The organism is Veronia pacifica, from assembly GCF_001707825.1.
GTDB classification, from domain to species: Bacteria; Pseudomonadota; Gammaproteobacteria; order Enterobacterales; family Vibrionaceae; genus Veronia; species Veronia pacifica.
In genome coordinates, this window is record NZ_LYBM01000010.1 from 81,384 (window position 1) to 102,931 (window position 21,548).

The 21,548-nt window shown below is 47.1% G+C and carries 20 protein-coding genes; 4 read left to right on the forward strand and 16 right to left on the reverse strand.

Features of this window, described 5'->3' with window-relative positions; genetic code table 11:
* Positions 1-67 precede the first annotated feature (67 nt).
* The 15 genes from A8L45_RS07625 to csrD form a co-directional block, all read right to left on the reverse strand.
* On the reverse strand, positions 68-3,076 hold the full coding sequence (locus A8L45_RS07625; protein WP_068900866.1) for a DUF7305 domain-containing protein: 3,009 nt from the start codon (positions 3,074-3,076) through the stop codon (positions 68-70).
* Complete coding sequence (locus A8L45_RS07630; protein ID WP_068900868.1) at positions 3,076-3,528, reverse strand: MSHA biogenesis protein MshP; 453 nt, start codon at positions 3,526-3,528, stop codon at positions 3,076-3,078. The genes A8L45_RS07625 and A8L45_RS07630 overlap by 1 nt, the downstream gene beginning before the upstream one ends.
* The gene (locus A8L45_RS07635; RefSeq protein ID WP_068900870.1) at positions 3,518-4,255 is read right to left on the reverse strand and encodes a PilW family protein; all 738 of its coding nucleotides are present in this window, start codon (positions 4,253-4,255) and stop codon (positions 3,518-3,520) included. The genes A8L45_RS07630 and A8L45_RS07635 overlap by 11 nt, the downstream gene beginning before the upstream one ends.
* Complete coding sequence (locus A8L45_RS07640; protein WP_068900872.1) at positions 4,255-4,836, reverse strand: type IV pilus modification PilV family protein; 582 nt, start codon at positions 4,834-4,836, stop codon at positions 4,255-4,257. The genes A8L45_RS07635 and A8L45_RS07640 overlap by 1 nt, the downstream gene beginning before the upstream one ends.
* A 28-nt stretch (positions 4,837-4,864) precedes the next feature.
* On the reverse strand, positions 4,865-5,326 hold the full coding sequence (locus tag A8L45_RS07645) for a type II secretion system protein (protein WP_068900874.1): 462 nt from the start codon (positions 5,324-5,326) through the stop codon (positions 4,865-4,867).
* Positions 5,327-5,353: 27 nt separating this feature from the next.
* Positions 5,354-5,806, reverse strand: a complete 453-nt coding sequence (locus tag A8L45_RS07650; RefSeq protein ID WP_068900876.1) for a prepilin-type N-terminal cleavage/methylation domain-containing protein — start codon at positions 5,804-5,806, stop codon at positions 5,354-5,356.
* Between the two features lie 19 nt (positions 5,807-5,825).
* Positions 5,826-6,242, reverse strand: a complete 417-nt coding sequence (locus A8L45_RS25485) for a type II secretion system protein (RefSeq protein ID WP_068900878.1) — start codon at positions 6,240-6,242, stop codon at positions 5,826-5,828.
* 384 nt (positions 6,243-6,626) lie between these two features.
* Complete coding sequence (locus A8L45_RS07660) at positions 6,627-7,859, reverse strand: type II secretion system F family protein (RefSeq protein ID WP_068900881.1); 1,233 nt, start codon at positions 7,857-7,859, stop codon at positions 6,627-6,629.
* Positions 7,859-9,583 (reverse strand): GspE/PulE family protein, encoded by a 1,725-nt coding sequence (locus A8L45_RS07665; protein ID WP_068900883.1) that lies wholly within the window; start codon positions 9,581-9,583, stop codon positions 7,859-7,861. Before A8L45_RS07665 ends, A8L45_RS07660 begins: the two co-directional genes overlap by 1 nt.
* Positions 9,573-10,337: a tetratricopeptide repeat protein gene (locus tag A8L45_RS07670; RefSeq protein ID WP_068900885.1), complete on the reverse strand. Its 765-nt coding sequence runs from the start codon at positions 10,335-10,337 to the stop codon at positions 9,573-9,575. Before A8L45_RS07670 ends, A8L45_RS07665 begins: the two co-directional genes overlap by 11 nt.
* 44 nt (positions 10,338-10,381) lie before the next feature.
* Positions 10,382-11,983, reverse strand: a complete 1,602-nt coding sequence (mshL, locus tag A8L45_RS07675) for a pilus (MSHA type) biogenesis protein MshL (protein WP_068900887.1) — start codon at positions 11,981-11,983, stop codon at positions 10,382-10,384.
* On the reverse strand, positions 11,983-12,351 hold the full coding sequence (locus tag A8L45_RS07680; protein WP_068900889.1) for a hypothetical protein: 369 nt from the start codon (positions 12,349-12,351) through the stop codon (positions 11,983-11,985). The genes mshL and A8L45_RS07680 overlap by 1 nt, the downstream gene beginning before the upstream one ends.
* A gap of 4 nt (positions 12,352-12,355) precedes the next feature.
* A complete protein-coding gene (locus tag A8L45_RS07685) occupies positions 12,356-12,991 on the reverse strand; it encodes a type II secretion system protein M (protein WP_068900892.1) in 636 nt (211 codons plus the stop codon).
* Positions 12,988-14,442 (reverse strand): PilN domain-containing protein, encoded by a 1,455-nt coding sequence (locus tag A8L45_RS07690; protein WP_068900894.1) that lies wholly within the window; start codon positions 14,440-14,442, stop codon positions 12,988-12,990. Before A8L45_RS07690 ends, A8L45_RS07685 begins: the two co-directional genes overlap by 4 nt.
* A 162-nt stretch (positions 14,443-14,604) precedes the next feature.
* Positions 14,605-16,566, reverse strand: coding sequence for an RNase E specificity factor CsrD (csrD, locus tag A8L45_RS07695; RefSeq protein ID WP_068900896.1), 1,962 nt, complete (start codon positions 16,564-16,566; stop codon positions 14,605-14,607).
* A gap of 157 nt (positions 16,567-16,723) precedes the next feature.
* Here csrD and A8L45_RS07700 point away from each other — a divergent pair, with 157 nt between their 5' ends.
* Positions 16,724-17,611, forward strand: coding sequence for a LysR family transcriptional regulator (locus A8L45_RS07700; RefSeq protein ID WP_068900899.1), 888 nt, complete (start codon positions 16,724-16,726; stop codon positions 17,609-17,611).
* Positions 17,612-17,719: 108 nt separating this feature from the next.
* Here A8L45_RS07700 and A8L45_RS07705 read toward each other — a convergent pair whose 3' ends face one another.
* Positions 17,720-18,271: a single-stranded DNA-binding protein gene (locus A8L45_RS07705; RefSeq protein WP_068900901.1), complete on the reverse strand. Its 552-nt coding sequence runs from the start codon at positions 18,269-18,271 to the stop codon at positions 17,720-17,722.
* 436 nt (positions 18,272-18,707) lie between these two features.
* Between A8L45_RS07705 and A8L45_RS07710 the strand changes: the two genes are divergently transcribed.
* The 3 genes from A8L45_RS07710 (at position 18,708) to galU (ending at position 21,446) form a co-directional block, all read left to right on the forward strand.
* Positions 18,708-19,481 carry a CpsD/CapB family tyrosine-protein kinase gene (locus A8L45_RS07710; protein WP_083228240.1) on the forward strand — a complete coding sequence of 258 codons (774 nt, stop codon included), beginning with the start codon at positions 18,708-18,710 and terminating at the stop codon, positions 19,479-19,481.
* 10 nt (positions 19,482-19,491) lie between these two features.
* Entirely contained in the window at positions 19,492-20,469 is a 978-nt protein-coding gene (locus A8L45_RS07715) for an acetyltransferase (RefSeq protein ID WP_068900905.1), read from the forward strand.
* A 140-nt stretch (positions 20,470-20,609) separates the two neighbouring features.
* Positions 20,610-21,446 carry a UTP--glucose-1-phosphate uridylyltransferase GalU gene (gene galU, locus A8L45_RS07720; RefSeq protein ID WP_068900907.1) on the forward strand — a complete coding sequence of 279 codons (837 nt, stop codon included), beginning with the start codon at positions 20,610-20,612 and terminating at the stop codon, positions 21,444-21,446.
* The last annotated feature ends 102 nt before the right edge of the window (positions 21,447-21,548 follow it).

Below are 21,548 nucleotides of genomic sequence, written 5' to 3' on the forward strand. Positions count from 1 at the left end.
ACCAACGCAGGGGTCAAGCGGCAAGGCGATGATCTACAAACCTGAATAAGATCTGTCTTTTTTTTCATTACCTAGCCACATTAGCGCCTTTTTCACCCTGATAGATCACGCGGTCATTACCTCGGTAAGAACCTAGCGTAATGATTGCTGATGGATTATCACTGTTTCCCTGGCCCTCATAGAGTAGCCACGGCTGATTGTTGACAGTAACAGTGTTGCATATTTCTGACGTGCTTTTCAGACACTGCCAAAGGCGAAACTGTTTTCTGTAAAATCTATTATTTTCAGTCTTAGGTTTTACTAAAAAGGCAGTAACACCGTTTTCCATGTTTTTTTCGGTCTTACCACCATCAAAAACAATCACAGAATCGACTGGCGCGTTACCGTCTTTGTAAATTTCTTCCTGGCTATTTGCCCCAAGGCTAACGCTCGTATGATTATCATCTGTATTGACGACAAATTTATCACCGTCGCGATACTCTGCATACACTGGGACAGTCAGGTCGTCACTTAGGTTCCCTGCTGCATCTGAAATACGCAGTCGACCATAGCGAACATCCGTCACTCCCCACTTTGCGCCGAGATCGTTACCGCCTTTGTTTATGACTCTATCACTATTTTTTATCTGTGCCTTCGTCCGCGGTTTAACCCCCAGAACTAGTTGCTTGAACGGGCCATCAGGTTCATTACTTCGTTCGAGAATCATGTTTGTGTCTTCAAACTTCCACACGCTGGTCCCATCAGAAGATGCTGCCCATGATAATGATTGTGATTGGGGATGCTTGAGTCTGTTAGTGAAATCGTCACCACCCTGTTCACTGACAGCTGTTATATCAAAATTTACCTGACCGGATGCTAGCTTATGATAGTTCTTTACGGCTTGAGGATTATTTCCCCCTGTCATGGCTTTTATTTCAAACTGGCCTGTGAATGGCTGGTTCATGTAACTGAAGGGTACTGAACCATCAATTGATGTATTTGCAGCAATGACTTTTCTGTTATCCGACAACAAAAAATGGTCGGGCTCGAAAGGACCCAATTTGATAAACGAGGGATTGATGCTCATCCCGAAATAGTTGCTCATTGTGGCTTGCAATTTGACTGGACCGACATCGCTCCATGAAAGATCAGAGACTTTTTTACCTGCAGAAATATTCTTGGTGCCCGAGAGATCGCCAGCCCCATTTTGTAGTAAAGAAGCGCCAGTCAAGCTCACTGAGCTTCCGCCTATGCTCTGCCAAAAGCCTGCGACAACGCCGCGTTGGCATAATGATTTATTGGTTACATCTATCTCTGCGGGATTACTCGCATCTGGTAAAATATTGCCATCATCTCCGCTTCGCCAAGCTACAGGCTTTATGTTTAAGCCGAACTTTTCTCCAGCAATAAGAGAGTTACGATCCACATTGCAAATACCAAAGGAATAGGGTCGAGAAAGTAAGTTAAACGCGCCTTTCATCGTCTGATTCAGCTTTACACCCAGTAACTCAGTCTCACCATTATTTCTTGCCTTAACTTCTTCAGAGGTGAACGGCGCATTTCTCAATATATTCCAATTGGTATCGTTGAGCTCTATTTCAACCTCACCAGCACCCATATACTTAGCATCAAACGCGGTCTGCCCTTCTGTAAATGTCAGTTGTAATTGGTCACCCACCTGTGCGGGTTCAAAGGTCAGCAATGGCTCTTTACCCGGTTTGAAGGTGGGTTTTTTATATTTTTTGATGACATCAAGAGTTTTTTTTCCCGAATAGCTCTCTATGACGCCACAGCTATTCGATGTAGCAGTCACAGAAATTTGTCTCGGCTTTCCTGCAATGACCTTAATATCTGACGTGCCGAAGACTAAACGCGGATTCTTGTGACGGAAACGGTATGGACCGGTAATTTTGGGGGGAATAACATCAATGCTAGAGCTGGTGATCGTCAAGTCACTTCGGATATAAATCGTTTCCTGTTTATTGCTAATAATGTCAACTGCGGCTCTACCGTCAACCAAAGATACTTTCGTGTTTTTTTTACAGGCACCAGGTTTATTTTCAACCTTAAAACACGCTCCAGTTGAAGTATCCTTTCCAGAAGAGTCAGTAAAAGAAAGACTTAATTCACCATCTAACTTCCTTATTGTTCCATCTGGGTCTTCTGTAGAAAAATTGATGGAGTGCGAATCACACGTATCGAATATTGACTCAGTGGGTATTATCTTGAGTTCTGGCGGAGCTATACACAGACTATCACCGTATATCTGAGCATTTGTATTCATCGAGAGATCAGCAACACTCACTGCGCCATCTATGTGTGTATCACCACTCAGCGTTAGCCTTTCCTGTGCGTATATAAGTGCTTTAATTACACTTTTCGACCTAAGTTCAGCTGATTTTTGAGTGAGCAGAATAAAGTCATCGGCATTGCCATCATTGTTAATCTGGGCGTCTTTATAGAAATAAATCCCTTTGCTGACATAGATTCTGACTGGACCAGTCATAGTAATTGTGGGTGTGACGGATACAATCTTTCCATCTACCTCTTTGGTACCTCCAAAAAGTTCGAGCTTATTGAACCAATAAACGCCTTCATTAAGGGTTAAGTGACCGCCGGTTGACTGTACATTGTTAAATACACAGGTATTTTTCAAACGATTGAAGTCGGAGAACTTGGCATTCTTGCATACGCCATTACTCCCCAATGTTTTATTTCCATCAACAGGTATGTCTATAGCGTTAACATTCGAAAAGTCAGAGCCAAAATACTGAACGTTTAATTCTGGATAGCTGATACTGCTATCGACCTTACACGTGAACAGGTTCTCGCTAGACTGACAAGATTCCTTCTTTACGTTTAAATTATTTTCGTCGAACCTCAGAACAAATTTATTGTCCGCGTCTAACCCGTGAGTTTGGATAATTTTCGCCGAGAGAGCCCCGTCAATTGATAACTTACCTGCACTTTTTTTATGTGATTGAGCGACACTAGGGAAAACTTGGCAGGCTGTACTAGGGTTAATGTCATTAATTTCTGCCGTTGTATAAGAAGCAAAAAAACTCAAGATGAAAAAAATAGACCCTTTAAATCGCATCACTCCACCTCCTTCGCCCAAGTTTCCTGAACGCGGGAAACTGCAAACTCTCCGCTCCCACACTGGCCTTTGCTCTCAACCGAATAAAAAGTTTTATTGCTGGAAGACTTTTTTACTTTGCACTCAACCGTTGCTTTGCAACCCTTTAAACCCTCATCAGTAAACATCATCACCTTCTGAGCGGCACAAGATGATAAAGGTAAATTGTCCTTGTTCTGAAGCAAAGGAAAAAGCTGGCTCATAGCCCATTGGGTGCCGGAGTTTGCGGCCAGCCATGCACGGGTACCCAACACTTCTCGCGCAGTCGTATTACTCTGAGAGGAGGTTATCTGCATCAGGTAGCCTCCAAGTGCTGCAAGCACCACAATGGAAAAAATGGCGATAATCAGCATGCTGCCCTGTTGCCGTTTGAGCGATTTGCCCAATGTTACTGAGGTATTATTAGGGAACATTAACAATCGGAACCTCCTGGTCAAAGACCGACGTTTCACCGTTTTGACTGAAGGTATATTGAACTTTCAGTAATCCGTGACTGTTAAGAGAAATATTCTGTAATGAAAATGCGCTACCACTGACTAATACGTTTTTAGATAATGGAAATTGAGTGGCACCTTCTTTTCTTACCAGCTGACCTGATTCAAAGCAAAATTGCACTCGCTTTCCCAGTACATAAAAGCGTTTGGTAGGCGATGTCGATAGGCCAGTGGGCAGTTTATCAAGTGTCACTTGGTAGCTATCGTTGGCTACGTTCGCTATGTCACTTTTCGTTATGCCTCTTATCGTTTTTGCATCGCTAAAATCGTTAGACTTTTGTGGCGAAAAAACAATCTTCTTCCCTTTAAACGTATTGGCATTGATGATGTTAGATTCAGCAAATACGACACTTAACGGAAGGCCCGATGGCGCTTCATAAAAACCTGAGGAATAGATGGGGTAATAACTGACACACTTACCTCCCAATTCAATGGTCACACTGTTAGGCACCGCATTTTTCAGCTCCCGCCCAACACGTTCGATAGCAAAACGGGCTTCACCCTGCAACGCCTCCCGGTCACGCGCACTGACATATCCGCTCACTCCCGAGCCAATAAAGCCGGAAATCCCAACTGAGAGTATGCCAAGAATAACCAGAGTGACCACTAACTCGATGAGGGTGAAACCGCGGGAATCGTGAAGCATCAGAAGTTACCTTTATAAGCAGCAAATACCCACTTACCGGATTGAGGATGAAAGACAGATAAGGTGATGCGCTTGGCCAAGACTGAATCAAGCTGGCTGCTGGCGACATTAATGCTGACAGTAAAGCCCGGATAGTCAGTACCGACTAACGTCTCAATGGTTCCTTTGATAGGTAGGCCATCACACTGGGCTGCATCTTCCCCCCAGCAGCCGATAAAGTCATCGACGTCATTAAATTGCGCTGGTATGGTTTCGCCAGCATCCGGGCCAAGTGTGGCCGAACATGTAGGAATAGTGTCTTTCAGTGAATAGCCGAATTTCTTTTTTACGGCCTCTGCGTTTTCACCACAGCGCCATCGGCTACCATTGGGATCGCTGTTTTGGTCATACTGACGGGCTAACATACTGCTCATTAACGACTGACCAAGTGCAGCCGCCCGTGCTTCAAAATAAGGGTTTGTCGATTTACCGCCGATAAAGGGGAGTAAGGCTGTACTGATCAGAATCATCGCGATGCTAAATACCACCATGCCGATGATGGTTTCGATAAGGGTGAAGCCTTTGGAATACGGGTAACTCATTCCGCTTTATCCTTATTTATGAGCATCTTTAGATATTCGAGTACTTGGTACATTGAGTAACTTCTGAAAACACGCGATTTCCCGGGTTGAATATCCTATCTCTGAAGTGATAGCGAACGCAGTGTTTCTGGATACCGTCCCTTATAAAGAACTGGATATAACCCAACTTCGCATCCGTTCCACGGTCAATATAAAAATCGCCTTTCACGGATTTATCAGCGTCTATAGCATCGTCAATACCCAGACTTGTCGGGTATCCCTCGTATACATCGATATTGCCAACTTTATCCCCTATTCCCCCAGATATCTCATATTTGGCTTTAGTCAGGATAACAGCGCTATTTATTGCCATGGACAGTTTATTGAGAGCAGCCTTTTCTGCGTCCTCGCTCATATAGATAAACTTCGGTGCAGCCGTCACCGCCAGCACAGACAAAATTACGATAACAGCGACCATTTCAACAAGCGTAAATCCTTTTTTCTTTTCCAAGCTGACGATATTCCTTTACCACATCGATTAGTCACAGGCGTAGAAGTAGCCCTCTGGATTTAGACAAAGTGACGCAGTTGCGCCGTTTTTACTGAACGTAAATGTCAAAATATCGGATAGTCTGGTATTGGATATCGCATCATAAGGGCGACCGAGAAGATCAAAGGAAAGGGTTTTAGCTGGGCTGACAGACACCCCGTCAAACGTTACCTGCTGGCTACTTTTATTCTCGCAGCCAGAAAAGGGATTGCCCCCCAATTGGGAGGCAGTCACAACAAGCTGATGGCAGGCATTTTTTGGGTCTGCCTGCTGTATCGCTTTGAGCTGAACCTGTCGGGCCACCGACAGGCCAGCATCCCGCGCGCTGATCACGGCAAGGTCATCATTGCCCGTCAGACGCGGTAAGGCGAACACTCCAAGAATGGTGACAACGACTATCACTGTCACCAGCTCGATTAGGGTGAAGCCTTTTTTATTCATGTAGAAATTGAATCAATGATCAGCTACAAGCCTTAACTTCTACATTTGGCCGTACATCTTTAGAGGCAGCTGGAGTGTAAACCACACAGTTGTCTGATCCACCTTTGAACTTGAATTCAACTTTACTATCCGTTGAAGGCGTGCCGGCAAGGACAGCTTCAAAGTCATTACCAAGATCAACCAAAGATACAATACCTGTTGGCAAACCATCAGGGTACCCATTCTTGACCGTAACTGAACTATTTTTGTTCATAAGTTTTTGAGCGCGACCAATTTCTGATGCGCTTACAACTGACGCCTTAAGTCCATTAAGAGCACCAGTTTTTGCATCTTCTTGCATTGAAACAAATTTCGGCGCTGCAGTCACAGCGAGAATACCCAAAATTACAATCACTACTACCATTTCAATTAACGTGAAACCGCCTTGACGTTTCATACTACTACTCCTCAAAGGTACATCTGTATGTGTTCCGGTCAATACACCGGATTTAACTTAAAACTGGGTTACATGCGCTCCCTGCTTACCATTTTTTGCCGAACACATTCGGCGTCTCCCTCAGCAGGGCCAATTATCATTCGGCCCTGTTGTATGAAGTTGTTAAGCCTTAACACTCTCTATGTGTATCAGCCAACACCACCACAGGTAAGACCAGTTCCGTCTGTTTCTGAGTGGCGAAATATAAAGCGATTTATGTCATAACGCCACAGAAAAATGTGATCTTTTACGAATTTTTTTATTGCGTGAAATGAAAATTACATCTGACATCGGAGTATTACAAAGACTTACGCCTATATTCAATTACATGCATTTATTGTCGATTTACTTTCCGAGTGACAAGTCATACATACCCCACATTGGCAAGAAGATCCCCATTGCCAGCAACAACACCAGACCCGCCACCACAATGAGCAGAAATGGCTCCATCCTCGCCGACAGTGTGGTCAATTCGTAATCCACTTCTCTGTCATAAAAATCACTGACTTCCAACAATAATTTGTCGATTTGCCCGGTTTCTTCACCAACCTGAATCATCTGGTGCACCAGTGACGGGAATACCTCAGAACGACCGACCACGGAACTGATCGTCATCCCAGATTCCACCCCCGCTTTCATTTCATGTACTTTAGCGGTCAGATAGCGGTTATCTATGGCTTCTGCAGCCAGAGATAAGGCCGTGTTCAGCGGCACGCCAGACTGGATCATCATTGAAAAAGTGCGTGAAAAGCGCGACATCAGTGCTCGGTGTAACAAACTCCCCACCAGCGGCCAACGAAGACGCCATTTATCCCATTTAATGCCGCCTTCTGGCGACTCTTTCCATAGCCGAAACGCCACGACGCCAAAAACAGCAGATATCACCAACATCCACCAGAAATCGACAAAAAAGTTAGAACTGGCAATCAGTACCCGGGTAGGAAGAGGCAGTTCACTGCCAAATTTCGCAAACATCCCGACAAACTTCGGGATAACATTCACGTTCAGAAAGACGACAGCCATTGCAATGGTGGTCAGTACAAAGCTCGGATAACGCAGCGCACTTTTTATCCTGCGCCGGGTTTCTATCTCTCGCTCATAATATTGGGACAGCTCTAATAACGCGTGGTCAAGACGACCCGTGTTCTCGCCTACCTGAATCAGGGACACAAATAAATCACTGAAAATGGCCGGATAATCACGCATGGCAGAGGACAATGCTCTGCCGTTGGAGATTTCCTCATGGATACCTTCCAGGGCCAGTTTCATCTTCGGGTTTGAAGTATTCTGCGACAGGCCTTTGATGGCTCTCAGCAGAGGGATCCCTGCCTTAGACAAGCTATAAAACTGACGACAGAAGATCACCAAGAGGTCGAGCGAAATGCCTTTGGAGAAAGCTGGCAATAGCGCTCTTGGAAGTCTGAGATTCGCCGTTGGACGACGTTTTTCACGCAGTGAAAGCAGGATGTACCCTCTTTCCATCACTTTATCGATGGCGATCCGTTCGCTCTCAGCCTCTACCACATCGCGGATCCTTCCGCCCTTCTGGTCTTTTGCGACAAATTGATAATACGCCATCAGAGTCTTCCTTCAACATCGGTGATGAGCGGCGCACTCTCAGAGAGGCTGATCGCCTGTTCCAATGAGACCTGTCCACTGGCGGCCAATTCAAGGGCACAATCCACCAAAGAGCGGTAGCCGCTTTGCTGTTGGGCTGCATTGGCGAACGCATTGTGATCATTGCTGCGTAGCGCCTCAGCGAGCTCAGGGGTAATTTCCAACAGCTCGAACACACCGATACGCCCTTTATAACCGGTAAAACTGCAGGTCTGACACCCCTTTCCACGTGAAAAAGTACGCTGACTGAAAGCAGGATGCTGGCTGTTGAGCCAGATTTTGTGATGGGCGTTCGTGGCCTGAACAGCGTTACAATCCGGGCAGTTTCGCTTGATCAGACGCTGAGCCAACACCGCTTTTACTGCACTGGCAACCAGATAACCCGGCGCCTCCATATCGACCAGACGCAATGCACTGTCAATGGCGTTGTTAGTATGCAGAGTCGACAAGACAAGGTGACCTGTCATAGAGGCACGAAGGCCAATCTCGACGGTTTCACTATCGCGCATCTCACCGACCAGAATAATATCCGGATCCTGACGTAAAAAAGTTCGCAGAGCATTGGAGAAGGTAAGCCCTACTTTGTGATTGATCTGAACCTGACTGACACGTGTCAGTCGATATTCCACAGGATCCTCCGCTGTAAGGATCTTTTTATCCGGAGTATTTAACTCGTTAAGTGCGCCGTAAAGTGTTGTCGTTTTACCTGACCCGGTTGGCCCGGTTACCAAAATCATGCCATAAGGGCGGTGCAGCTGACTGCGGAAACGGAGCAGGAGATCTGCAGGCATGCCAACCTGTTCAAGGCTCAGTAAGCCCGCTGACTGATTAAGCAGACGCATGACCACGGCTTCGCCGTGTTCAACAGGCAAAGTGGAGAGACGCACATCGATGTGCATATCCCGTACCTTAATATGGAAGCGGCCATCCTGAGGCAGACGTTTTTCAGAGATATCCAGCTCACTCATAAGCTTAAGCCGAAGCACCAACGCAGACGCAATACCCGATTCTTTTAACAAGGTTTCGTGAAGGTTACCGTCGATTCGCTGCCGGATCCGCAATACCTTCTCGTCCGGTTCTATATGGATATCCGACGCGTTCATTTGCACGGCGTCTTCGAATAGTGAGTTAATCAGTTTTACGACAGTGACATCCTGCGCATCATCGGCAGTATCGCCGAACGCACTCCCGGTCTCTTTTCGGTGCTCGGCTTCCAGTCTTTCTGCAAAGGAGGCAATGGCCTGTGTTTTTCGGTAATAGCGATCAAACGCGGTGATCAGTTGCCTTTCAGCAGCAATCACCAATTCCACCTGATGATCTCGCAGCAATTCCATAACGGCATCTTGCGCAGCAAGATCGGCCGGATCACTCATGGCAACGCGTAAACCCACAGTAGTGCGGGCTATGACCATGGCTCGTAGGCGACGTGCATGTACCTCAGGTAAAATGCCAACAACGTTTTCGTCGATATCGGTGGAATTGAAATCTATGGCCTCAAGCCCAAGCTGACGGGCAAGGAATGCCATCAACTGATGTTCAGTCAACAGAGACATTTCAACGAGAATGTCTCCCAGTTTGCGGCCAGACTCGTATTGCAGAGCCAGTGCTGACTGTAACTGATTGAGTTGAATGATCCCCTCTTCAACCAGCAGATCACCAATACGCTTGCGCAGTTTAATCGCCATTTTGATCTTCCGAAGCCGTTTTAAGTGCTAAGAGGCGAGTTCTGACAAAACTGACAGACTGACTGCTCAAATGTCCTGCCTCAAGGGCCGACTCATAGGCAGCAATCGCCGCCGTCTCACGTCCTGACTTTTCCTCTGCCAAGGCCAGTCCCAGCCACCAGCGGCCATCATCGTCATCATTGGCGGTCAGCCAAAGATAGCTCTTATGTGCCAAGGATGTTTTATTGAGGTACTGAGATAAGGCCCCACGCATCGCATAGAAACGAATGGTTTGCTCAGAATCCTTCTCATTGCCACTGGGCTCTGTCAGCAAAACCGAAAGCGCGGCCTCGGGTTGGCCTGACTGTTCAAATAAACGTGCCAGAGTCAGTTTGAGTGACAGGGTATGAGGGTTAGCTTTGATTCCCCGTCTCAGCACCTGCTCTGCTTCCCGGCCAAGGTTTTTTCCGTACAGCAGGGCGGCCAATTGATTGATAGCACCCGTATGAGTGGGCTGGTGCTCTATAACCTCGCGCAGATAACTAATAGCGCGGTTCATGTCCCCGGCCTGCGCACTCTTCTGGGCCCGCTGATAGGCGACTGACGCCAGCTCCTCGGGTGTCAGACTGACGTGCTCAACACTCATGGCTGACTGCTCAGTCTGACTCACTGCTTTGGCTGCATACGCTGGTGATGAGAACACCAGCCCCATTGCAAGCACAGTGGTAACAACGCACGTCAATGGCTGAAACACAGTATTACGTACGCGAGTCATTGTTATGTCCTCTATCATGAAACGGATGTAGGGATTGTTCGGGTTCACTTATCAGGAAACCATTGATCCAACAATTGTTGTGACCGCTTAATTTCCTGCTGCCATGTTTTGTCACCAACCACAGAAGGTTTCAGCAAGATCACCAATTCAGTTTTCTGCTTTTGTTTCGACTTACTGCGAAATAGATTGCCCAACCCTGGAATGTCGCCCAGCAACGGTACTTTAGAGACACTTTCACTGACCGATGTTTTCATCAGACCGCCAATAACCACCACATCACCCGAGTTAGCATGAATCACCGAATCTGACTCTCGTACAGAAGTTTTCGCTAGTGGAAGCTTAAATTCTTGATTATCACCCGCTTTGATGGTTTTTAATTCTGTTTTAACATCAACTACTGACGGATGAACGTGAAGTAAAACGCCATTGTTTTCGTCAATTTGCGGCGTCACATCGAGTGAAATCCCGGAGAAAAACGGGGTCAGCTTGATGTTTGGCCCAGATTTAGCGTTTTCACCCTTGGCATCACTAAACGAAATATCGGTGACAAAATACTCATCGCCGCCTACTTTAATAACTGCTTTCTGATTATTTGATGCAGTAACACGCGGGCTGGACAGAACGTTCAGATCGCCTTGTGTTTCAAGAAAACTCAACACCGACTTAAATTGACCATCAGTGATTGTCAGAGTTGTCTCGCCACCTAATGCACTGGAGACAGCATTGCCAAACTCATTACCGACACTGGTAGCAAAACTGATACCACCGCTACCAATACTGCGGGTAATATTCTGCCAGTTTATTCCCTGCTGATAGCCATCGTTTAAGGTCACTTCGAGAATTTTGGCCTCAAGGACGACCTGACGCTTAAGTCGCTTTTCAGATATTTTGAGGTAGCGCTTTATCTCTCTCAGCTCATCCGGATAGGCGCTGACGGTCAGTAAACTTGCTTGTGGGGAAACTGTTACGCTATGACCGTCTTCTTTGCCCACCATCGCCGAGATTGTCGACTGTAACTGCGACCAGAAATCGCTCTCTGAGGTGGTGTTAATTTCTGTACCACTGGCAGCAGCGATATCACTGTCACTGCTACTGTTATCTGATGAACTATTTTGAACAATGCCATTGGTGACTGAAATGCCGGATCGGCCGCTTCTTTTCAGTTGCAGATAATCTACGGGGAAAGTTTCAGTGCGCATCGTAGCTGGATAAACCTGAATCAGCTTGCCTTGCTTTTCAATCTGATAACCGTAAATGTCAGCAACAACATCCAGAGCTTCACTCACAGTCACGTCCTTTAGGGATAGCGATATGCTGCCAGCTACGTTCGGATGCATAACCAGATTCCAGTCACTGCCTTTGAGTAAACTGGCGAAAAACGCTTTAGCGGGCACATCTCGGGCTGTTACACGCACCCGCTTCTCGTCCAAGGTTTTAGGCGCGTCGACCTCATCGAACGCCATAAGATCCTGATTGACCGCGTCTGGAATGTTTTTCAGTGCCTGCGCGCTGCTTTGCTGATACGCCTGATCCAATGTGGCGTGTATTTCTTCCGGCATTTGACGGGACACACTAGAACAGGCTGAAAGACTTATAGTGACCAGCACAGCCAATACAGGTTGAGTCAATCCTTTTTTACTTATCATTAGTTCACTACCTGTTCGCTGTAGAGTGTCAGCGTCCACTTTTTACGCTGTTTGCTGAGTACAGCCTTATCGTTAGTCACTTTTACCACGTTAAATCCTTTGTAAGGCTTGCCCTCTTCGACCATTTCGCCGTTGAGGATGGCAACACATGCCTGATCTGACTGACACATCACCGCATCCAAACGCGGAAGAGAAACGCGGCGAGGTGCTTTTTTCTTTACCATTTTGATAGGTGCTTTTTTCTCTGGTACCACAACCTTTGGCTGATAACCCAACGGTGCGGTCGGATCAGGCAGTGTTGTTTCTGCTGTCGCCGTCGCCGTATATAACGCTGCAAGGCAGAGAATAATGCTGATAACGTTTCGCATTCGGTTAGCCTCCAATAAAGCGTTTGCTGTCGCCCAGGGTATAAATCTGAATCACCACTTCCGCTGTCGGATAATCAACAACACGATAGTCAACCTTTCGCCAGAAGTACTTCACCGGTAGGTCTTCCAAGTCTGTCAGGTACTCAACAATATCAGTGAAACGTCCCCGTAATGTCATCTCAATCGGATGCAGGTAGTAGCCCGCATCTTTGTTCTGAGTCAGTAGTGCTGAAGGCAACGACCGCATGGATACCAGACTGAGTGTGCCGGATTGCTTTAATACCTTTTCCATCAGCGATGACATCTGGGCACTGCTGATATAACCGGCGACCTGCTTCTGAATCTCTTCGGCCAGTTTTAGGTTTTGCTTCTGTTGTGCAGAAAGAGCCTGATCCAAATCAGAGTTGGGGTCTTTCTTCAACAGTTCAAGTTGCTGATTATTCAACGTCATCAAGGCATTAATATTGATGGCCGTCGCTTTCTTTTGTTGCTCTTTAACGATCATTTGCTGGTAGGCAGGCTCAATAAAATTGAACACGCCGATTGACAACATACAAATCCAGCCACAGAGCGCAATCATCCACTGCTCTCGGCGCGTCAGAGAGTCAAAACGGATTTTAAGCGTTTGAATAAACGTCATTTCCCAGCCACCTTGTTGACATCACGCTGCGTTTTCAAGGAAAACTCAAGTAATTGATCTGACTTGCGATCCAGTGTCATAGATTCAAATGCCCGTTGGGACAGGTAACGGTGAGTCTGAAATTCAGTCACCCAGGCAGGCACAGCATCAGGAGACGAGGCCAGCCCTTTAATATCCAGACTGTCTGGTGCCACATGTACTTCCTGTACTGAAATATCTTTTCTGACTGCCGCCGATAAATCACGAAACAGTCCGGCAAACCCTTCCAGGGACGCCTTATCGTGGCTGGCAACAGCATCTAATGTTTGTTCACTGTCTGCCATCTCACGTTTTAACTGCGCCAGCTGCCGCTGCTTTTCCTCTGAAGGTGCTCTGAGAGAGAGCTTAGAGGTTAAATCCTGCGACGTCGTTTGCAGATCTTTGAGCTGTTCAGCCCGAGCTAACAGGCTACGACTGGCGTCGGTTAACTCCCATTGCTGGTAAGCAAATACAACAGACAACAGAAACATCGTCACTGCCCATATCGCCAGCATTTTCTCGAATGTCAGCCAAGGCGGTTTTTGTCCCATGCCAACACGGTGTAAATTTATCAGCGGCTCAACGTCTGCTAATAGAGATACCACCAGCCTCTCCCTGTGATTCAGGGAAACCTCAAAATCAGGGATACGAACACTTACTGTGAGTCGTGATGATAAGGATAACGCCAGTGTCTGGTCACACTCACTGTCAAGATCGAGAATGATCCCTCTTATTTGGGTATGACGCATCTGAGAACTCAGATAGTCAACAGAACGTTGTACCTCCAAGGCCAATTCATCAATGCCTTGCTCAGAGAATCGCTGGCCAGGCTGGAAATTAATGCCTCTGACCTGACGCTGGAAACACAGCTTTCCTTCACTGAGCACGGTCAACTGGACACCGCCGCTGATGATATTACTGACCACCATCTCGGTGCTCTGCTCATCCGTCCACCGTGCCAACTGAAGATCTTCAACGGTGACCAGTTTCAGCTTACAACGACGGCGCTGCAACAGGCTGTCAATGTCAGCAAGCAACGACTTTGACGCTGCCATTGCCTGAAATCGACCAGATAACGGCGACTCAAAGCCATCTGCCACCACATCGAGAGGTGACTCCGAAATAAAGTCTTTCAGTTTAAATGGCAACGCTGAATACAGGTCTTCAGATGCCAGACCCGGATCATCAATCAGGATTGCATGATAATGGCTACGGCCAAGCACAACAGAGACATCCGCCTTGTGCAGGTCGTTTCGCTCAATCAGTCGGGACAGAGCAGCAAACGCATCTCCTCCAGAGATTTCTTCCTTATCGAGGTGCGTTGTTACTTTGCCCGTCTGGGCTAACAAAACCTGATCGCCGAATACGGCGAGTGAGACCTGTTGGCGCTCACTGCGAGCCAGCAAACGTTTAACGAGGGAGAAACTTAGCATTGATTGTTTTACGTCACTCTAAAATGAAACGCTAGTTTGAAAAACAGGAATTGAGTGATGAATATATCAAAAATTTTCAGAATGACTAGATCTACATCGCTATCAAGGAAAAATAATTGACGCTATTTCACCCAACTTGCGGCGGAAACCTTACTTTTAGTGTTACTTTCTACGCCAACGCTGGCGACGGCGCTGAGTCGGTTTTATAGGTTTTTCAGAAAGTTCTTGTCCCAGAAGTCGTCCCTGCCCGCCGTAAACACCAAGTGTAAGTAACAGTTTCCACTCCTGACGCGTCTCGACACCCACGGCGACCACACCCGTCGAGGTGGGTTCGCATGTACCTAACATACTTCGGATATAAAGCTGATTCTCGGGCCGCTGGTGAATGTCACGGACAAGACTGCGGTGCAGCTTTACGAACTCAGGCTGTATATCTTTCACATAGTGGGTACTGACCACTGTCCTTCCAGCCTGATCGACCACCAGCCGACATCCCAAACCGGACAATAGACGTAGGGTGGGGAAAACGGCATCAAAATTGGTGACCAGCGGCCCTTCCGCCACTTCAAATAAGATTCGCCCACGACGCTCGGCTGTCATTTGCATTAACTCATTTCGAAGCCAGATTTGGAAATGTCGATTTTTCAATGAATAGACGCTGAGATTAATGGAAACTGGCGTGATAATCTGACCCTTTTGTAGTCTGGCGATCACTTTAGACACCACAGTGCAGTCGAGCCTCACTGTCATCCCGACCAGCTCAACCCCTCTTATAAAACGCGACGCTTTAAGAAGTCGGCCTTGCTCATCATTTATTCTCGCCAGCACCTCAGTGTAGAGCAGTTCACCCTCGCGATTTTTAACCACCTGGGTATACAGTTCGAGTTCATCTTTTTCAAACACATTATTGAGCAGGGTACGCCAGCGAACACTGCCCCGGGTTTCCGGTGTCGCGACACTCTTTCTAAACAGTGACCAACTGTTCACTTCCTGAAGTTCAGCACTTCTCACTGCCTCTTCAACCTCATCCATCAGGCGGCCCCGGCTTTCACCAAAGGTAAACATCACTGCGCCAAGATGGCACCAGTTACTGTTGTCCAACCCTTGCGGCGGATCAAGCCGCTCAAGTGCTCTCATCAGCTGACCCGCAAACAACTCCGTCTCTTTTTCAGATTGCTGAACTAATAATATGGTGAACTTTGCATCGAAATAGCGAGCGAGAATGGCATCCGGATAGCGTTGGATCGCATTGGACAACACGACTCCCACTTCTTTAATCCACTCGTCAGCAACTTTTCTATCTGTTTGCAGTACGAGTTCTTCTAGGTCGTTCACTTTGATCATCATGACTGCGCCATGACTACCCTGTTCCTGTACTAAGGCATGTAAACGATTGTCGAACATGACTCGGTTTGCCATGCCCGTAAGCTGGTCGAGGAACGTATTGCTTCTAAGAAAAGTATCAAAGCGGCTTCGCTCCTGCCTTGCATCCTTCAGCCTTGATATCAGCCTATCCAGTGCAACACTGGCGGTCACTGGCCATTCCCGCTCATCGCTCCTTGCCACCTCGTCGGTACGGCCCGCCAAAATAAGCTTACCGCGCTCTTCCAACAGCTCTGCACCCTCTAACTGCAACCGTAACCAGCGAATACCCCATGCGAGTGCCAACACAATCACCAGCACAGACATCGTCAGAGATAACATACCGCCAATGGAGTAAGCGAATTCAGCGTAGGGAGCCACTGACTTTACGTTGACGTAAAAGCCCGGATTGCTCGGAAGTGTGTATCTATTTTCAAGCAGGTCATACTGATCACCAACATGCTGCACCTGCTGATAGCGGTAAAGCATGCCAGTATCACTGAGGATCTCCAGTTCGACCACATCGCTGGCCTTTAGCAGTTTAGGTAGCCAGAGATTGAGAGAATCATTTTCACTGGGTTCTGCAATCGCACGATCAATCTCATAAACAACCTGACTGAGGTAGTGAGAGATGAAATCATTGCCAAGCTTTCGAAAGCTGACGGAACCGCCGATGAACAGGACAAAGATTGCGGCTGTCAGCATCAGGGTAACAAATGCAACCAGCCGGTTCGTCAGCTTCATTGCTGCTATTTTTCTCATCGTTCAGTCCGTTCAAGATCAGCGTTTCAGGTACAGGAAAAAGTGTAGGTATTGCAGGGCGTGGTTACACCCTTACCTCTCGAGTTTGGTGTATTATCGTGTCTATGTAGACGAAAGTGAATGCAAGCGTGCTAATTGACAGGAAATATACACTGCAATGGATCTGATAACCTGTGTTAAAAGCTATAACATGGTGGTTGAAATGGGCTCGCTGGCTCAGGCAGCGAACCGACTCAATACATCAAGTTCAGCTGTGTCAAAACGTCTGGCATGGCTGGAATCACAACTTGGGGTACAGCTTCTAAAACGTACCACGCGCACCCTGACGCTGACAGATGCGGGACGATTGTTCTATCAGCGTGGTAAGCGGATTTTGTACGACTGGAATCAATTGGTTTCAGAAACGACCTCAACATACGGTGAAGTCAGTGGTGTGCTGCGAATTGGTGCGCCACTGGCCACTGGTAGCAGGCTGCTTGTAAACTATATCGCTGAATTTCTCGACACTTACCCCAATATTCAGGTTGAATTGCACACTCTGGCTCCGGGCGAGTTACCTGACCCGAGCCTCGATGTTGTTATCACCCGTGAATTGGCCGACTTCAACTCCTCAAGCTTTATTGCTACCAAGCTCTTTGACTTTCACTCGCGGCTATTTGCTTCTCCAGCTTATCTGGCGCAGCATCCCCCTATTGTTGAGCCAGAACAATTGTTACACCACAACTGCCTGCTTTATGGCACAGAGCTTCAACATCAGGATCATGAGTTTGAGCATGGCAGGAGTCTCAGGCTTCAGGGAAATTTTGTTTCTCCCAACATGGAGGCGCTGGTCACTGCGGCAGTCACCGGAATGGGGATCATTCTGGTTGGGGCGGGCACTATTCGCAAAGAGCTGGATCAAGGCTTGCTGGTTCCTGTGTTACCTGAACTCAAACTGCCACAGGCCTCGGCCTACGCGTATTATCCGAAACTTGAGTTCAACCACACCAAAACCAAGTTGTTTATCAATTTCATCAAAGAAAAAGCCAAAAGCATTAATGCGTAACGCTGAGTTAGGTGCGCTGTGTGCTTCGGTCTGTACAACCCGAACCCTGTTATCAGGCATAAAAAAACCCTGCATAGCAGGGTTTTTCACAACATACGATAAGACGTATTAGAACGGGATATCGTCGTCGAAATCAGGCAGATCGTTATACTGCTGCTGAGGCTGCTGCTGTGGTGCGCTTTGCTGTTGAGGCGCACGTTGTTGCTGCTGCTGTTGTTGTTGCTGCGGCTGATAAGCAGGCTGCTGAGGTTCACCCCAACCACCTTGCTGCTGGCCCATTGGCTGACCTTGTGGCGCACCGCCCATAGCCTGGCCTGCACCTCGGCTATCAAGCATTTGCATTTCGTTAGCAACGATCTCAGTCGTGTAACGATCCTGACCATCCTGACCTTGCCATTTACGGGTTTGCAGACGGCCTTCGAGATAAACTTTTGATCCTTTTTTCAGGTACTCACCAGCAATCTCAGCCAGACGACGATACATGACTATGCGATGCCATTCGGTCTGCTCTTTGTTTTCACCCGTGTTTTTATCACGCCAGGTTTCAGAGGTTGCAACAGTCAGGTTAGCAACCGCGCCACCATTAGGAAGGTATCGGATCTCTGGATCATTACCCAGGTTACCGACCAAGATAACTTTGTTTACGCCACGGCTGGCCATAATTCACTCCCAAACCTAAACATTGACCGTTGAGACCTTATCTCAGCGGCTAAAATCAAACGGGCATAATATCAGAAAGCCTAAACTGATTCGATGGCTTTACGCCCACTCCGTTTACAAGACGTTTCCGTACTTATTGTATATTAACTGCTAATTTCGGCCTCAACCGTCAAATTCATTGCTTGTCACCGTTAATGGGAGAACATTCGAAGTTTCTTTTGATTCCTGTGCATAGAGAACCATTAAAAGTGATAGTGAAAACTAAGAGAACAGAGGCTGTTCTTCCACTGCCCCAAATAGAAACACCCCCAAGCTCATTACATGCCATTTACAAATAAATCATATTTTACAGTTAATTACCTTAAATGTGATCTGTAACGATATCTGTTTATATCTGAGAACGATTAGATCATTTATGAATGTTAGATGACGCACTATGATGGAACACTCGGAAGTGCATAAGGAAGTGTGTCGCGTGTTTCATCTTGGCGTTCTCCCCAAAATTACTGGCCCAACCTTCACCAACCGTCCCATAGATCACACGCTGTTTAGCAGGGAAGATGATGTCGGATTTATCAGTGCAATCAGGACGATTGCCGCGAAGCTGGAGTGCCACCTTACAGCTCACAGAAGAAAAGTGATTGCTGTGACCTCTGCACGTCCTTCTGAGGGGAAGTCGACAACAGCAATGACGCTGGCACAGTCTCTGTCCGAATCGGAAAAAACTCTGCTTATTGATGCGGACTTGCGTATGTCGACACTGGGAATGCGATTTGGGCTCCGTCATCAGGCACCCGGCTTAACGGAAGTGCTTCTATCAGAGAGGTCTGATGATGAACTGATACAACCGACCCTGAAACCAAACCTGGATCTGCTTCCTGCTGGACGACTGAGCGAAATGCCTTCTAGCCTCATTACCTCGACCGCTTTTACTCATCTTATCAATGTGCTTCAGCGACGCTATGACAAAATAGTCATTGATACGCCACCTTTACATTCCGTTAATGACAGTTTGCACCTTGGGAAATTGGCCGGTGGGCTCCTTTTGGTCAACAAAGCTGGTTCAAAAGGCCCACAAATACTGCCTGAGGTCATTGATTGCCTAAAGCATCATGATATCGGCATTGACGGTATCGTTATCAATCAACTCAGCAACTCGCCTGAGATGGAAAGCACATATAATAATGATCTGCCATTGATGGCGGGATAAAGGAAGAATAATGGCAAGGAATCGCTTTGATGTATTTAATGGCGATGCTGATGGCATTTGTGCCCTGATTCAGCTCAGACTCGACCAACCCGCTGAAACGACAATTATTTCTGGCGTTAAGCGTGATATTGCCTTGCTTAAAAAAGTGCCTGATACAACAGCTGCGGACATCACAGTACTCGATGTGTCTATGGCAAAAAACCGCGATGCAATGATGACACAGCTAGAGCTTGGCAGTCATATCACCTACGTAGATCATCATGACCCGGGTGAGATCCCAGATCATCCTTCTTTAACACACCACATCAATACCGCCTCAAACACTTGCACCAGCTTGATTGTCGATAAGCTGTTAAACGGTGCACACCGTGAATGGGCACTGGTAGGGGCTTATGGCGATAATATGATATCGTCAGCAAACGCACTGCTCCGCAAATCAGGATTGTCACCCGAGCAGGGTGAGCGCCTCACTCAGCTCGGTAATTATGTGAACTATAACGGCTATGGGGCGAGCGAACCTGACCTTCATTTCAATCCTGTCTCTTTGTATCAGGCAATGGTTCCATACCGATCACCCTTTGATTTTATTCAGGCACGTCCAGATATTTATCAAGCACTCGAGCAGGGCTACATTGATGACAATGCAAAGGCCGCAGCCACTGAGATCTACTCAAAGCAACCGGGGTCACGGGCATATATTCTACCGGACCAAGCCTGGTCGCGCCGGGTAAGTGGCGTTTTCTCCAATCAGCTTACCAATCAGGAGCCTACACTGGCTCATGCAGTGTTAACAGAGCGGGCTGACGGCGACTATCTTGTCAGTATTCGCGCCCCACTCAAAAATCGAACTGGCGCAAATGAACTTGCCTCGGCATTCCCCACAGGCGGTGGTCGACAAGCAGCAGCGGGAATCAATGCCCTACCCGCCAGTCAACTGAGCACTTTTCTCGATGCATTTCATCGTCGATACGCCGCTAAACCTATCTAACTATTTCTTTCAACGGTCAGCCTCTTACTGGCTGGCCGCCTGGTATTTTCCAGCCCATACTTTTTCTATTACTGATGCGCAGTTGTCGAATTTGAATCTGATGTTCGCTGCGCGATAAAAAAATTGCAGAGAGAAAAATGATGATCAATAAATGTCTTTTTCCTGCGGCTGGATATGGCACCCGTTTTTTACCTGCCACCAAAGCTATGCCCAAAGAAATGATGCCGGTAGTGAATAAACCGCTGATCCAGTATGGCGTAGAGGAAGCGCTCGCTGCGGGTATTAGCAGTATGTGTATTGTGACTGGACGGGGTAAGCATGCACTCATGGATCACTTTGATAAGAGTTTCGAGCTTGAACATCAGATTGCGGGAACAAAAAAAGAAGCCTTGCTTGATGACCTCCGACATACCATAGGTGCAGCGTCTTATACCTTCACCCGTCAGTCAGATATGTTAGGTCTTGGACATGCCGTCTTAACTGGTAGAGAAATGATAGGCGATGAGCCCTTTGCGCTTATTCTCGCAGACGACCTCTGTGTGGGAAAAGATCAGGGTGTGCTTTCGCAACTGATAGCAGCGTACGAGGAATTTCACTGCAGTGTTATTGCGGTTGAAGAAGTGCCCGCTGAAGACACCCATAAGTACGGCATTATTGAGGGTAGGGAGATTCGAAAAGGACTGATTAAAATCGATAACCTGATTGAAAAACCTCAACCAAACGAGGCACCCAGCCGTCTTGCTGTGGTCGGCCGTTACATCCTGACACCGGATATTTTTGAGATTCTGGCATCCACACCAGCGGGTAAAAATGGTGAGATCCAGTTAACCGATGCTCTATTGAGCCAAACCCAAACAACAAGCGTACTGGCCTGTAAATTTGAGGGGTTACGCTTTGACTGCGGCACGGTCGAGGGCTTTATTTCTGCGACAAACTACTGTTATAAAAATAATTTTGCCATCGACAAAGACATCTGAACTTCTTCATATCTAACAGATAACGCCCATTGCATCTGCTAGCATACTGTTGCTCACTGCGCCTCAAATACTGTTCATTTATACATACTTTTACTTTTTGAT

What these genes read in the sequence shown, in the direction of transcription:
- A8L45_RS07630 (WP_068900868.1), bottom strand. Translation starts at nt 3,528, where the DNA reads ATGTTCCCTAATAATACCTCAGTAACATTGGGCAAATCGCTCAAACGG.
- A8L45_RS07665 (WP_068900883.1), bottom strand. Translation starts at nt 9,583, where the DNA reads ATGGCGATTAAACTGCGCAAGCGTATTGGTGATCTGCTGGTTGAAGAG.
- A8L45_RS07710 (WP_083228240.1), top strand. Translation starts at nt 18,708, where the DNA reads ATGATGGAACACTCGGAAGTGCATAAGGAAGTGTGTCGCGTGTTTCAT.
- A8L45_RS07690 (WP_068900894.1), bottom strand. Translation starts at nt 14,442, where the DNA reads ATGCTAAGTTTCTCCCTCGTTAAACGTTTGCTGGCTCGCAGTGAGCGC.
- A8L45_RS07705 (WP_068900901.1), bottom strand. Translation starts at nt 18,271, where the DNA reads ATGGCCAGCCGTGGCGTAAACAAAGTTATCTTGGTCGGTAACCTGGGT.
- A8L45_RS07660 (WP_068900881.1), bottom strand. Translation starts at nt 7,859, where the DNA reads ATGGCGTATTATCAATTTGTCGCAAAAGACCAGAAGGGCGGAAGGATC.
- galU (WP_068900907.1), top strand. Translation starts at nt 20,610, where the DNA reads ATGATCAATAAATGTCTTTTTCCTGCGGCTGGATATGGCACCCGTTTT.
- A8L45_RS07670 (WP_068900885.1), bottom strand. Translation starts at nt 10,337, where the DNA reads ATGACTCGCGTACGTAATACTGTGTTTCAGCCATTGACGTGCGTTGTT.
- A8L45_RS25485 (WP_068900878.1), bottom strand. Translation starts at nt 6,242, where the DNA reads ATGAAACGTCAAGGCGGTTTCACGTTAATTGAAATGGTAGTAGTGATT.
- A8L45_RS07685 (WP_068900892.1), bottom strand. Translation starts at nt 12,991, where the DNA reads ATGACGTTTATTCAAACGCTTAAAATCCGTTTTGACTCTCTGACGCGC.
- A8L45_RS07715 (WP_068900905.1), top strand. Translation starts at nt 19,492, where the DNA reads ATGGCAAGGAATCGCTTTGATGTATTTAATGGCGATGCTGATGGCATT.
- A8L45_RS07640 (WP_068900872.1), bottom strand. Translation starts at nt 4,836, where the DNA reads ATGAGTTACCCGTATTCCAAAGGCTTCACCCTTATCGAAACCATCATC.
- A8L45_RS07700 (WP_068900899.1), top strand. Translation starts at nt 16,724, where the DNA reads ATGGATCTGATAACCTGTGTTAAAAGCTATAACATGGTGGTTGAAATG.
- mshL (WP_068900887.1), bottom strand. Translation starts at nt 11,983, where the DNA reads ATGATAAGTAAAAAAGGATTGACTCAACCTGTATTGGCTGTGCTGGTC.
- csrD (WP_068900896.1), bottom strand. Translation starts at nt 16,566, where the DNA reads ATGAGAAAAATAGCAGCAATGAAGCTGACGAACCGGCTGGTTGCATTT.
- A8L45_RS07625 (WP_068900866.1), bottom strand. Translation starts at nt 3,076, where the DNA reads ATGCGATTTAAAGGGTCTATTTTTTTCATCTTGAGTTTTTTTGCTTCT.
- A8L45_RS07650 (WP_068900876.1), bottom strand. Translation starts at nt 5,806, where the DNA reads ATGAATAAAAAAGGCTTCACCCTAATCGAGCTGGTGACAGTGATAGTC.
- A8L45_RS07635 (WP_068900870.1), bottom strand. Translation starts at nt 4,255, where the DNA reads ATGCTTCACGATTCCCGCGGTTTCACCCTCATCGAGTTAGTGGTCACT.
- A8L45_RS07680 (WP_068900889.1), bottom strand. Translation starts at nt 12,351, where the DNA reads ATGCGAAACGTTATCAGCATTATTCTCTGCCTTGCAGCGTTATATACG.